The organism is Paenibacillus sp. LHD-117 (genome assembly GCF_030929555.1).
Classification (GTDB): domain Bacteria; phylum Bacillota; class Bacilli; order Paenibacillales; family Paenibacillaceae; genus Pristimantibacillus.
Window position 1 is genome coordinate 84,519 of sequence record NZ_JAVFVT010000022.1, and the last position, 13,635, is coordinate 98,153.

The window sequence follows — 13,635 nt, forward strand, 5'->3', positions numbered from 1 at the left end:
ACGATTCATGCCGTAATCGATTTACGTGGTAAAGCGCTTGCGGAATTTCAAAGGCGGCATGCCGGTATGCGCGGCGAACAGCCTGGAGAAATGCGGCGTCTGCCGGAACCCCGTCTCTTCCGCGATGCGTGCGATGGTCCAATCGGTTTTGATGAGCAGCAGCTTCGCTTGGTCCAGTCTGTAATAAAGCAAATATTGCTGAGGCGTACAGCCGAACACCTCCGCCATGCAGCGCGTGATGTAGTTGGTATGCAGCTCCAGCACCTCGCTCAGCATCGAATTGCTGATGGTGCTCCGATAGTTCAGCTTCAAATAAGCGGCTGCCCGCTCCGCGATGGATACCGCGGCTTTGGCCGCATCCGATCTCCACCCTTCGTCCATCATCTGCAGCAAATGAAGGAAACGCTGCTGACGATCCCAGAAGGCGCCGTGCGAAGAGCTTTTGGCCGCATCGTGCAGCTGCGAGAAGATGAGCTTGGCTTCATCGGGATAGGTCAGCTTCATGCGCTTCGGCACCCGAATAGCGTACGTATAATAATCGCCGCGCAGCGTGCCCGGCTGGCCGGAGCTCGTCTCTTCCCATGCGCCCGCGGCTTGGAAATGCACCCAATCGAACACGGTTACCTCCGTGCAAGGTTTAAAAGCGTAATGCCAGCGGTCCGGCCTCAGAATAAGCGCGTCGCCGGGGGTCAGCGACCACTTATTATTTTCTTCCGCGACGTGGAGCGTTCCCTCGTTCACGAAGAGCATGTCGAAAACGCCCAGATTCGTACGGTTGGGATGTTCGTCCCCGGGCTGGTAAGTTGTGCGGTTGGATTCAATAAAATAAGGCAGCGGCGGCGAACGGAACGTGACTAATAAATCGTCTGACAAGCTGATCTCTCCTCGAGGCATCGAAAGTACCATTTCCCATGAATACTGACATGTTACTTGATTCGCTCATGGATTGTCTAGAAGAGGTTGTTCAAAAAAGTCCAATTTTGATCACGAAGTATTTCAGGCAGCCTATTCGACATCGAATCTTGAATTCAGCCAGAACTTCCGGTGCTCACGTAGCCTCCAGCTACGCTCCGCTCCTCATTTCCTAGCTTCTTTCAACCTTCTCGGTGCTAAAAACTGGACTTTTTGAACACGAACTGGAATTGTTAGAAAAACAAAAAACACCCCCCGCCTTCCCGTAGGAAATCGAGGGGTGGAGATTCACGTCGCGAAGCTCGGCATGCCCCGCCCATCCTCCATCGCTGCGTCTTGTTCGCCGCCGGCCAGCATCGTCTTCACAAGACGCAAATAATCGAGGGATTCCCGCCAGGAGCTCTCGTCGGGCGTCCAGCGGATGCGCCCGCCGCCAAGCGGCAGCAGCGCTTCAATAGAAGACGGCAGCCGGCCGAACGCGCTGCGGCAGAACACCGTCGTCATATGCCGGTACAGCTCCATCGCTTCTCCGTCCCGATCCGCGACCAGCTTCTGCACGGTGTAGGAGCATTCGCCGCTCTCCCCCTCCGAATAGATCAGGTGAAAATATTGCGAAAGCTCCATATCCAGCTCCTCCACGTAAACCGTAAACGGCTCGAAGCGCACCATTAGCGTTCCGGCGCAAGGCTCATGTACGAAATACGCCTGCAGCCGGGAGATCACCTCTTGCCGGATTTGCAGGAAATGCTCCGCCGAATGGAACCGGTAGTGGCGATTGGTCCACCTGTCCATGACGGCCAGCGCTACCCGCTCTTCCGTCCGCTCCTTGTCCGGCAGCAGGCAGAGGTCAGAAGCGCTCAAGCAAGCGGATTGCAAGGCGAGATGTCTCCAGTCGCCGGACGCCTTATTCGCTTTCGCTGCCTCGGAGCGCTTATCCATGCCGGGACCTGCGCCGCGCAGCATCCGTTCGATCTTGTGATCCTCGAGCCGAATGAGCGGAGCGATCAGCTGCACAGCACACCCGCCACCGCACGGCCCATGCGCTTGCCTTGCTCCTTCTCTTCGTCCGAGGCGTTGTACTCGAATTTCAAGCTGTCGCAGACGATCGCGGCTCCGAGCTCGCGCAGCTTGTTCTCAATGATATCCACCGCGCCGCAATAAACAGGGTAGCTTGTATCGCCGGAGCCGAATGCCGCCGCTTGCTTGCCGGTCAAATCCAGTCCGTCCATCTCTTCGTAGAAATCGAGGAACTCATCCGGCAATTCTCCGTCTCCCCATGTGTAAGCGCCGATCAGAATACCGTCGTACTCCATAAGCTCCTCCGGCTTCGCGTCGTAGGCTTCCTTGCAAACGACGTCCAGCCCCGTTTCCTTCGCGCCTTGCGCGATTGCTTCCGCCATCTCCTCCGTATTGCCCGTCAAACTCGTATACAGAACGATCACTTTCGGCATTCGTCCGCTCCTTCCGTTATGCTCCCGTTATTCGTTTCTCTTCTATATATCTATGGATTGCACGCCTTGGAACAGCGTCGCCATGTACAAACGATCGCCCTCCACATCGACATCCGTTACGGGGAATCCCAGCTTCACGGACATCAGGACAATTCGGTCCGCGATAAAGGCAAGCGTGAATACCCCTTGGTCGGTGCAGACATATACTTCTTTGCCTTTGGTCGTCACGGAGAATATGAACTTCCCGCCGAACGAAATCCGGTCGAATCTTCCCTTTTTGTCGCCGACGAACAACTCCCCTTGGTCGCTCGCGCCGATCAGATGTCCACGGAACACCGCTAGACTGCTAATTCGGCGGGATAATTCGAACTCCGCCCATTCATCCATGAACCTGTCGTAGAGCGAGATGCCGGACTCATGGCCGACAATCATATATTGAGGCAAGTTTATAAAATCGTAGATCCGTTTCCCTTCGCAGGCAAGCAGCCCCCATTTGGCTCCTGTGCGAATCCAGAGCCCGTTGTCTGTAGCCGCATAACGGGCGCCCCCGATATTGCGGTACTGGTAACACGGCAGCGACAGGCCATCGTTCTCCCAATGCTCCCCCATCCATTCGTACAATCCCTTGCTCGTGCACGCATGCAGCAATTCATGCTGAAGCTGCAGCCGATGAATATTCGCCGAGTCCGGCAGCCCATGGCCGAGCTTATCCCAATTGGCGTTTCCATCTATTTCATATACGCCGTATCCGACAGAGCCCGCATACACGCCATATGGGGTTGCTTTCACCGACGAGAACGGGAACAGCAGCCAGTTCCACGGTTTTTGGGTATCCGTTCGCATCTTGAGTCTCCTTAATGTTGATAATGATTATCACTTTCGTATTTATGATAACGATTCTCAGTTTATCTGTCAATCCTTGGTGCCCGAATCATTGACGAAGGATGTCCAGTTTTCGCCCATTTTTCGAAAAATGGTCACGAGCCTATCCGCTGGAGCCTCCGCACCCAATCACCCATGCCCACTCTGCCGTAAGATAAATAAACCACAAGGAGGTGCTCAAACTGGACTACTCAAATTCGAAAAAAAGACGCCGTCCTGCGAAGAAACTGCTCGTCTTCGTCAGCACATACAGCGGCGGCAAATCCGCAAAACATAAAAAGAACGACAAAAAAGGCAGCAAGTTGCGCAAGAAACGAATTATCGTTCAAAATTCCGCGGCCACAAGACGCCAGCAGAACGAGTTTCTTCGCAATAGCGACAACTTCATCGGGCCGACTGGACCGACGGGCGCTGCCGGCGAGAACGGACCGATTGGACCGCAGGGCGAACGGGGCAAAAAAGGCGACGACGGCGACCGCGGCAAACGCGGGCATCCCGGAGAACCCGGGCCGATGGGGCCGGTAGGACCGATGGGACCGCGAGGATCGGCGGGATCGGCGGGACCGATGGGGCCGGCAGGGCCGGTTGGAGCGATGGGCCCGACAGGACCGTCGGGCGGGCCTCCCGGACCGATGGGACCGACTGGCGCAACCGGAGCTCAAGGACCGGTTGGACCGCAAGGACCGCAGGGCACGCAAGGCGGCATAGGGCCGCAAGGACCGCAAGGCTTCCTGGGTGAGCAAGGTCCGGCCGGACCGCAAGGGGCGATCGGACCGCAAGGACCGCAAGGACCCGATGGCCCGCAAGGGCCGCAGGGCAACGCAGGTCCGATCGGACCTCAGGGGCCTCAGGGCATTCGGGGCCTAATCGGCGCCACCGGCGCCACTGGTGCGACCGGCTTGCAAGGGCCGGCCGGACCGCAAGGGCCGCTGGGCAACAACGGAGCCACAGGCGCCACCGGCGCAACGGGCGCTCTTGGACCGCAAGGCCCCGTCGGTCCGCAAGGACCACAGGGCGACGCGGGGCTGCAAGGCATTCAAGGACTTGCCGGACAGCAAGGGCCGCAAGGCGCGCAAGGGCCGATCGGTGCAACCGGCGCAACTGGCGCAACTGGCGCTCCTGGATCTGTCGGTGTTGCCGGCGTAGCTGGCACGGCCGGTGCTACTGGCGCAACCGGTGCGACCGGTGCGACCGGTGCGACTGGCTCGACTGGCTCGACTGGCTCGACAGGGGCCACTGGGGCAACGGGGGCTGCGGGTGCAGACGGAGCGGCAGGCGCAACCGGTACGACAGGCGCTGACGGTGCGACCGGTGCAACTGGCGCGACTGGCTCGACGGGGGCCACCGGGGCAACGGGAGCTTCGGGCGCGGACGGAGCGGCTGGCGTAACCGGCACGACCGGTGCGACTGGTGCGACTGGCACCGACGGAGCGACGGGGGCTACCGGGGCAACGGGAACTGCGGGAGCAGACGGAGCGGCTGGCGTAACCGGCGCGACCGGTGCGACTGGTGCGACTGGCACCGACGGAGCGACGGGCGCCACGGGTGCGGCAGCTGCCGGATCCATCATTCCGTTCTCGTCCGGAATGCCGATCGCGCTATCTTCCGCGTTAGACGGATTGGCTTCCACCGTGGGACTTGTCGGATTCGGAAGCAGTGCGCCGACAGCCTTGCTGCTCGGTAATACCATTGACCTCACCGGAGCGGGCGGAACGTTATTGAACTTCGCTTTCTCCGTTCCTCGCGACGGGATCATTACGTCGGTTGTCGCTTACTTCAGCACGACAATCTCACTCGCGCTGGTCAATTCCACCGTTTCCGTACACGCCCAGCTTTTCAGCTCGACAACGCCTGATAATATTTTCACGGCAATACCCGGAACAAACGTGACCCTCTCCCCTGCCCTGACCGGAATCTTATCGCTTGGCGAGATAAGCGACGAAAGTTTGGAAGGCTTGGCTATCCCTGTCAGCACGGGAACCCGATTGCTCATGGTTTTCTCGATCACCTCGAGAGGGGCCAGTCTCCTCAACACCGTTGCCGGCTACGGCAGCGCCGGTATTACGATTGTGTAGCCCATTCAAACCATACAAACCAAGCCATATTTTCGGATATGGCTTGGTACTCGTTTGCAACCCCGCTTGTCAATCCTGCGCTGCTATACCGGATGCTTAACGCCAACAGGACAATAAGACAACCTCTGCAAAAGCCTATCCGCATTAGCACATTTTTGCGAAATGGTTGGAAAAATATGAGATTTCTTCCTAAACGCACATACAGAACCGTGACACTTACCGTACTATGAAGAAGTTTTATTAAGGAGGTGCTTCTTCTGGAAAAGCCAACTAGGCGAACGATACTAATTAAACTAGTAAACAAGAAATCGAAGTATAAAAAGAAATCGATCACCGTCCACGCTAGTTCCCATCGCAAACACGGCGATAAAAAGAAACGTTGCTTGAAGAAAAAGAAGAAATGCAAAAAAATCACGGTTATCAAAAAGTGCAGAGGTCCGATCGGGCCACGGGGCCCAAGGGGGCTAAGGGGGCCATGTGGTCCAACGGGACCGACGGGGGCAACCGGCGCGACCGGGGAACGCGGGGAACGCGGGAGACGCGGGAAACGCGGCGATGACGGCGATGATGGCAAAAGAGGCGAAAGAGGCGAAGACGGAAGAAGAGGACGTACAGGCGATCCCGGGGCACCTGGTGCACCTGGGGCAAGAGGCGCGACTGGCGCACAAGGCGCACAAGGCGCACCGGGAGCACCGGGAGTACCGGGAGCGCCTGGAGCACCTGGAGCGCCTGGAGCACCTGGAGCGCCTGGTGCGCCGGGTGCAAGAGGCGCGACTGGCGCAACAGGAGCGACAGGTCCGACAGGAACAGTCGAAGGGGTTCTCTTTAACGTTATTGGAGAAGTAGGTTTCGCTACGGTTGAAGTTGGAGATAACCTGATTTTTGAATCCGATACATTGGATATCGTAGTAACTGAAGGATCCGCTGTCGTTCGAATTGAAAACACGTCCCCGGGCGCGACGGGCGCAACAGGGGCTACTGGTGCGACGGGTGCGACTGGAGCAACTGGTGAGGATGGCGCTACGGGCGCGACCGGGGCGACCGGAGCAACTGGTGAGGATGGCGCTACTGGCGCGACCGGGGCGACCGGGGCAACTGGAGAGGATGGCGCTACGGGCGCGACCGGTGCGACCGGGGCAACTGGAGAGGATGGCGCTACGGGCGCGACCGGGGCAACTGGAGAGGACGGCGCTACGGGTGCGACCGGGGCGACTGGAGAGGACGGCGTGACGGGTGCGACCGGGGCGACTGGAGCGGATGGAGCGACTGGTGCTTACGGTGCGACGGGACCGACTGGAGCGACTGGTGCTGACGGCGCGACCGGACCGACTGGGCCGACTGGAGCGACTGGTGCGACTGGCGCTGACGGCGCGACTGGTGCGACTGGCGCGACTGGTGCTGACGGCGCGACCGGACCGACTGGGCCGACTGGCGCGACTGGCACTGACGGCGCGACTGGTGCGACTGGAGCGACTGGAGCGACGGGTGCTGACGGCGCGACCGGACCGACTGGGCCGACTGGCGCTGACGGCGCTACTGGTGCGACTGGCGCGACTGGTGCGACGGGTGCTGACGGCGCGACCGGACCGACTGGGCCGACTGGCGCGACTGGCGCTGACGGCGCGACTGGTGCGACTGGCGCGACTGGCGCGACTGGCGCTGACGGCGCGACTGGTGCGACTGGCGCGACTGGCGCGACTGGCGCTGACGGCGCGACTGGTGCGACTGGCGCGACTGGCGCGACTGGTGCTGACGGCGCGACTGGACCGACCGGACCAACTGGAGCGACTGGCGCGACTGGTGCTGACGGCGCGACTGGACCGACCGGGCCGACTGGCGCGGATGGTGCGACTGGCGCGACCGGACCGACTGGACCGACAGGGCCGACTGGCGCTGATGGTGCGACTGGCGCGACTGGCGCAACTGGACCAACTGGACCGACAGGACCGACTGGCGCGGACGGCGCGACGGGACCGACCGGACCGACGGGGCCGACTGGGCCGACTGGCGCTGATGGTGCGACTGGCGCGGACGGCGCGACCGGACCGACTGGACCGACGGGGCCGACTGGCGCTGATGGTGCGACTGGCGCGGATGGTGCGACTGGACCGACTGGACCGACTGGACCAACAGGACCGACTGGCGATACCGGCGCGGACGGCGCGACTGGACCGACCGGACCGACCGGACCGACTGGACCAACTGGACCGACGGGACCGACGGGTCCGACATTCGAAGGTGTACTCTTTAACGTCATCGGACCAACCGGTTCCGCTACGGTTGAAGTTGGAGAAAATCTGATCCTTGAATCCGACACATTGGATATTGTGGTAACCGAAGGATCTGCGATCGTTCGTATCGAAAATCTGTTCCCAGGCGTTACGGGTCCAACTGGACCGACTGGCGCTGACGGCGCTACCGGACCAACTGGACCAACAGGACCATCCGGACCAACTGGTGAATTTCCCGGTGGACTTGGATTCTCTGCGACTCGCGCTCCGGCAGCCGTGACGGCCAGCGAACAATTAGGCACTTGGCTAGTTACTCCGCCGTATTACTCTGATCCGCTTGACTTTGACGCTGCTACAGGAACCTACACCGTTCCGGTAACAGGCAGATATGCGATCGCAGCAACGATTAGTTACTCTACTCTTGCAGCGGTTACGGTTCAATTAGGAGCAGGAGATCCAGCTTTTATCGTCCAACGTATCGGGGATTCTCAAGAACTCGTATCCGGGTTGATCCCCCTTTTGAATACAAGTATTGCATTGGTTCTAACCGTACGCACAATTCTTGGCAACGGAACAGTTACGCTTGCAGGGGACGTAGAACTTGATTTTGGCGATGAAATCGGCTTGTTCTATGTAGCAGACGGTTTAACCGTCGCCTTGACGCTTGGCGGGGCCGGCGCGCCGATTACTTGGTCCATGCACCTCATCGCCGAAAGCTTATAATTAAGCTTGGCCTTGCACTGAAGTACACCCTTTAGAACGATTATTGTGAAAACCTAGGGTTATATTAGGGATTCTGGGGTGTACCACGGAATGATGCTAAAAAGGCTGGCGACGAAACAAGCGTGTTTACCCAAGCAATTGTTACGAAATGTCCGACTAACGAAACGAACCCTTCCATCCCGAAAGGGAATGAGAAGGGTTCTTCTTTGAAATATAGGAAAGTATGTGATTTCGCGATACTTTCTCTATATTTCTCGGAATGAAACGCGCTGCGCCGCCAAAGGACGGCGACAGCCGTTTCACCTTGTTAGAAAGAGATATTTAGTTTGAATAAAACCCGAATCGCATCCGCTTCGAACCGGACATCCTTCACCTCGACCACATTCCCCGTCGGAAGATCAAGCGGAACGATGATCGTATCCAGTAGATCGACGGGCAACTCGATATCCTTTACTTTGAGCGATTGCGGTCTAAGCGCAATATTCGGATCCTGCCACTCCAATCGGTATTCGGCTTGGACAGCCATGGGGATACGATCCCGGTATGTCACGTTCATGTCCGCGATCAGCCTGTCCTTCTCCAACGAGAAATTAGCTCCGTCCACCATGACATGATCCGCGATGTCCGGACTGAGATTCATTTTGATCAAATGGTTTATGTCCGCTTCGGTCAACACAAGCTCCGGCTTTAGCCGCTTTACCATATCGGTCGCTTTCTCGCGAACGTCGATCGTCTGATAGGACAAGTCCAGCTCCTGGTCCGGAGCGACATACGAAAGCACCCACCAGCCAGCCCCAACGATTAACAGAATCAAGAACACAATCGCCAATAGCAGCCTTCTTACGAGCTTTCCCATGATTTCCACCCTCCCCTCCCCATTCTCTCGCCCATTCTGCTCATCAAAGTGGTATAATGGTTCACAACTATCATACTTAGGAATATCCCATTTATTATTTAGAAGCTAGAAGGAAGGTTCTGTTCGATATGAGTACCCAATCCCTGCACCGCATCGGTCTGGAAGAAATCGTGCAAGCGCACATGCATCTGAAAGATGTCATCGTCCGCACGCCCCTCCAATACAACCGCGTTTTATCCGAGAGATACAACTGCCAAGTATGGCTGAAACGCGAGGATCTTCAAATCGTCCGTTCGTTCAAAATAAGAGGAGCCTATCATCTCATGCGCTCCCTTGCTCCAGAAGATGTAGCCAAGGGCGTTGTATGCGCCAGCGCCGGCAATCACGCCCAAGGTGTCGCTTATTCCTGCCAAACGCTCGGCATTCCCGGCAAAATCTATATGCCCAGCACCACCCCGCGCCAAAAGGTCAAACAAGTCTCCTTCTTCGGCGGCGACCAAGTCGAAGTCATTCTGACCGGCGACACCTTCGACGATGCATACGCGGAAGCGACGGCGGAGAGCAAGCGCAGCGGCATGGCATTCATCCACCCCTTCGACGATCGCAAAATCATCGCGGGCAACGGAACCGTCGGCCAAGAGCTCATGGAGAAAGCGGAGTCCGCACCCGACTACATCTTCGTCACGGTTGGCGGCGGTGGCCTGGCTGCAGGTGTCGCTTCATATATTAAAATCGTCTCCCCGACCACCCAAATCGTCGGCGTCGAACCGGAAGGGGCCCCTTCTCTCCGCGTGTCGCTCGACGCAGGCGAAGTCATCGCTCTCGATCAGATCGACAAATTCGTGGACGGGGCGGCCGTGAAGCGGATTGGCGACTTGACGTTCTCGATCTGCCGCGACCTGCTCGACGACGTCATCACGGTACCCGAGGGCAAAATTTGCACAACGATGCTCGATCTCTACAACGAGAACGCGATCGTCGCCGAGCCCGCCGGAGCGCTCCCGATCGCCGCGCTTGACGCGTACCGCGACCAAATCGCGGGCAAGAACGTGGTTTGCGTCGTCAGCGGCGGCAACAATGACGTGGACCGTATGCAGGAGATCAAAGAACGATCGTTGATCTATGAAGGGTATAAACATTATTTTATGGTCAGCTTCCCGCAGCGCGCGGGAGCGCTTCGCGAGTTCCTCGACCAAGTGCTGGGACCGAACGACGATATCACTCGCTTCGAATATACGAAAAAATCGAACAAGGACAACGGCCCGGCTCTCGTCGGCATCGAGCTGAAGCATCGGGAGGATTACGAGCCGCTCGTCGAAAGAATGACGAAAAAAGGCTTTCAATTTCTCGAGCTGAACAAGGATCCCGTTCTGTTCAACTTGCTTATTTGATCGGATTTCAGTGTGCCTACTGCGCCTCCGAGTGGGGCAGCTGACGAATGTTACATTATCGGTTCCTCCGACTTTAACCGGCCTTCAAGCCTCCGGGTGTGTGGATCTTCCACCTCCCCGGGGCTTTTTTACTTGAGTATGTGTTGTCTACTATTATCAACCGCGAGGAAATCAAACAGTTGTCCAATTCGCTATGAAGCGACGCTGAAGAGGCAGTCCTGCAAATATGCATCATTTCCCTTCAGATAACGAGTCAAGTTGACTCATTGCTGCATATCTACATCATTTTCAGTCGTTTTTGAAGCTGTAACGTCCCGCTTCGGGAATATTGATGCACATTCGCAGCAATTTGATTCTCCAGCCTCTGAGGCACGAACAATTGATGCACATTTGCAGTAACTTCGCCCGAAACGCGGGTTTAAGTCGGTCCCACCGACTTAAATCTCCGCACACAGTTACTTTCGACTATTTAAGTCGGTCCCGCCAACTTAAATTTCCTCACTCAGTTACTTTCGACTATTAAGTCGGTCCCGCCGACTTAATCTCCGTACGCAGTTACCTTCGACTATTAAGTCGGTCCCGCCGACTTAAATTTCCGCACGCAGTTACTTTCGACTGTTTAAGTCGGTCCTGCCGACTTAATCTCCGCACGCAGCTACGTTCGGCGCTCGCGCCTCGCTCCTCCGCGCCAGTCTACTCTCCCGCTCTTACACGCGGGGGCTCCCTAGACCAGCGCAATCGCCGCACATCGCCTATCTAAGCGGATGTCCCGCTCCTCTTACCAAGCATAAGCCTTAGGCGCGTCGCCGCCAGGCCCCGGGAAGATCTCGTCGATCCGCGTGAGCGTCGACTCGTCGAGTTCTAATTCGACCGCGCGCAGCGAGCGCTCGAATTGGTCAAGCGTACGCACGCCGATGATCGGCGCCGTGACCGCCGGATTGGCGAGCAGCCATGCTAGCGACACCAGATCCTCCGGTTCGCCGAGCTCGTCGCATAGCTTCGCGTATGCCTCAAGCTGCTTCCCGTACTTGTCCAGCCTATTCTGATCCCCGCTTCGGCGTCCGCCGTCCTGCCGGCGATGGTTGCCGGCAAGCAGTCCGCCGTCGAGCGGACTCCAAGGAATGACGCCCAGGCCAAGCGCCCGTGACGCCGGCAATACTTCCAGCTCAGGCAAGCGGCATAACAGATTGTATTTGTGCTGCTCCGATACGAGCCCGAGCACGCCGCGCGCCTTCGCCTCGCCTTGTGCGACGGCGATGTCCCAGCCCGCGAAGTTACTGGAGCCGACATAGCCGATCTTCCCCTGCAGCTGCGCAGTCTGGAACGCTCCCCACAACTCGTTCCAATTGACGTTACGATCCACGTGATGCATTTGGTACAGCTCGATATGATCGGTTTGAAGCCGCTTCAGCGAACCTTCGAGGTGACGCCGGATTTTGTATGCCGACAGCCCTTGCTCCCGGTTCGGACCGTCATATGTATCATGCATGTCGCCATACACTTTAGTAGCCAGCACCGTACGCTCCCGTCTGCCGCCTCCTTGCTTGAACCACTTGCCGATGATCTCTTCCGTGCGGCCCGCGTTCTCGCCCCAACCATAAATATTCGCCGTATCGAAAAAGTTAATTCCCGCATCCAACGCGGCATCCATGATTCGGAAGGCTTCCGATTCGTCGGTATCGACTCCGAAATTCATCGTTCCCAGACATAGGCGGCTAACCCGCAGGCCCGAACGGCCCAGATAAGCAAACTTCATGATAGATGATCGCTCCTTCGCCATGAATCATTATTTTGGATATTACAGTAAGTATACAAAAATAATATAAAGGATCCAAACCGCGTTCACTTAGATTTTACAAATACCAGCTACACTTGTGGACAGGAGGTGTGCCCATGCTACATCCATCTAACTATCGGCAACCGAAATTATTAATCCTATACGCCTCTTACGGGGAAGGACATGTTCAAGCTGCCCGCGCCTTGAAGAGCGCCATGGAAGAGTACGGCAACGACCGGACGGTCCTCTATGACCTGATGGCGGAATCCCATCCTTGGCTGAACGGGATGACCCGCCGATTCTATCACAGCAGCTACACGCATATACCTTACCTTTACGGCTGGATGTACGACGTCACGAAACCGATGAAACACAACTCCTTGTTCGGCAGCTGGCTCCACTCGTTCGGACGGCACAAGATCCGGCAGCTGCTCGATCAGGAACGCCCCGACGCCGTCATCTACACCTTCCCGCTTTACGCCATGCAGTCCGCCAAAAAAGAACTAAGCGCCGGAAGGATTCCGTCTTACGCCGTCATTACCGACTTCGACCTTCACCGCAGATGGGTTCATCCCGTCGTGGATCGATATTACGTGGCAACCGACGACTTGCGGCGCGAGCTGCGACACCTCGGCATCCCTGCCCGCGGCATACAAGTCAGCGGCATTCCGCTCAAACGCGGCTTCGCCGCAGCTTCGGCGACGCCAGAGCTCTATGAACGATACGGATTAAATCCGAATCGGCCTACCGTACTCGTGATGGCTGGCGCGCAAGGCGTCATGCCGAACATCCCGAATATGTGCGAGCGTCTGCTTCAAGACCCCCATATCCAGATCGCCGCCGTATGCGGCAGGAACGAAGAACTCCGCGCGGCGCTTCCCGAGTATTTCGAATCGCATCCCGCCCGCGACCGGCTGCATGTCTACGGCTTCATCCATTCGATTCACGAGCTGATGTCGCTCTCGGACTGCCTGGTGACGAAGCCAGGCGGCATTACGCTCGCCGAGGCGATCGCCACGGAGCTTCCGACCTTCATCTACCGGCCGGTGCCGGGACAAGAGAAGCAGAACGCCCTCTATCTCGCTTCCAAGGGAGCCGCCTTCATCGCGAACGACGTGGATTCGCTGACCGACCAGCTGCTTGCGCTCGTTCACGACCCGCATAAGCTGCGGATCAGCCGGCTCGGCATGCGGAAGCTTCAGGCTCCGCCCGCTCCAAGCGGCGATCGTTCGATTCCGGCTGGCGCCAATGCAGCGCAATCGATTATTTTGGATATAATATCCAATAGGCGTATAATGGAACAAACCTCAATCTTCTAATCGCCAAAGGAGTCGAAA

Annotated in this window: 10 protein-coding genes and 1 pseudogene; 5 read left to right on the forward strand and 6 right to left on the reverse strand. The window is 57.6% G+C overall.

Annotation, left to right across the window (positions count from 1 at the left end; all coding sequences use genetic code 11):
• Positions 1-21: 21 nt before the first annotated feature.
• The 4 genes from RB620_RS17980 to RB620_RS17995 all read right to left on the reverse strand — a co-directional run bounded on the left by RB620_RS17980 (position 22) and on the right by RB620_RS17995 (position 3,206).
• The gene (locus tag RB620_RS17980; RefSeq protein WP_308096603.1) at positions 22-873 is read right to left on the reverse strand and encodes an AraC family transcriptional regulator; all 852 of its coding nucleotides are present in this window, start codon (positions 871-873) and stop codon (positions 22-24) included.
• A 327-nt stretch (positions 874-1,200) separates the two neighbouring features.
• Complete coding sequence (locus tag RB620_RS17985; RefSeq protein WP_308096605.1) at positions 1,201-1,926, reverse strand: hypothetical protein; 726 nt, start codon at positions 1,924-1,926, stop codon at positions 1,201-1,203.
• Positions 1,917-2,363, reverse strand: a complete 447-nt coding sequence (locus RB620_RS17990; RefSeq protein WP_308096607.1) for a flavodoxin — start codon at positions 2,361-2,363, stop codon at positions 1,917-1,919. The genes RB620_RS17985 and RB620_RS17990 overlap by 10 nt, the downstream gene beginning before the upstream one ends.
• A gap of 42 nt (positions 2,364-2,405) precedes the next feature.
• Positions 2,406-3,206, reverse strand: coding sequence for a hypothetical protein (locus tag RB620_RS17995; protein WP_308096609.1), 801 nt, complete (start codon positions 3,204-3,206; stop codon positions 2,406-2,408).
• 341 nt (positions 3,207-3,547) lie between these two features.
• On the opposite strand from RB620_RS17995, the gene RB620_RS18000 reads away from it, so the two are divergent.
• The 3 genes and pseudogenes from RB620_RS18000 to RB620_RS18010 all read left to right on the forward strand — a co-directional run.
• Complete coding sequence (locus tag RB620_RS18000) at positions 3,548-5,320, forward strand: exosporium glycoprotein BclB-related protein (protein ID WP_308096611.1); 1,773 nt, start codon at positions 3,548-3,550, stop codon at positions 5,318-5,320.
• A gap of 555 nt (positions 5,321-5,875) precedes the next feature.
• Positions 5,876-6,166 (forward strand): hypothetical protein, encoded by a 291-nt coding sequence (locus RB620_RS18005; protein WP_308096613.1) that lies wholly within the window; start codon positions 5,876-5,878, stop codon positions 6,164-6,166.
• Positions 6,167-6,543: 377 nt separating this feature from the next.
• Positions 6,544-8,274: pseudogene (locus RB620_RS18010) on the forward strand (collagen-like protein); the annotation flags it as partial.
• Positions 8,275-8,581: 307 nt separating this feature from the next.
• Here RB620_RS18010 and RB620_RS18015 read toward each other — a convergent pair.
• Positions 8,582-9,130 (reverse strand): hypothetical protein, encoded by a 549-nt coding sequence (locus RB620_RS18015; RefSeq protein ID WP_308096617.1) that lies wholly within the window; start codon positions 9,128-9,130, stop codon positions 8,582-8,584.
• A 128-nt stretch (positions 9,131-9,258) separates the two neighbouring features.
• Here RB620_RS18015 and ilvA point away from each other — a divergent pair, with 128 nt between their 5' ends.
• Positions 9,259-10,521 (forward strand): threonine ammonia-lyase IlvA, encoded by a 1,263-nt coding sequence (gene ilvA, locus RB620_RS18020; RefSeq protein WP_308096619.1) that lies wholly within the window; start codon positions 9,259-9,261, stop codon positions 10,519-10,521.
• A 778-nt stretch (positions 10,522-11,299) separates the two neighbouring features.
• Here the strand turns inward: ilvA and RB620_RS18025 are convergent.
• Positions 11,300-12,277, reverse strand: coding sequence for an aldo/keto reductase (locus tag RB620_RS18025; protein WP_308096621.1), 978 nt, complete (start codon positions 12,275-12,277; stop codon positions 11,300-11,302).
• Positions 12,278-12,414: 137 nt separating this feature from the next.
• On the opposite strand from RB620_RS18025, the gene RB620_RS18030 reads away from it, so the two are divergent.
• Complete coding sequence (locus RB620_RS18030; RefSeq protein ID WP_308096623.1) at positions 12,415-13,617, forward strand: MGDG synthase family glycosyltransferase; 1,203 nt, start codon at positions 12,415-12,417, stop codon at positions 13,615-13,617.
• Positions 13,618-13,635 lie beyond the last annotated feature (18 nt).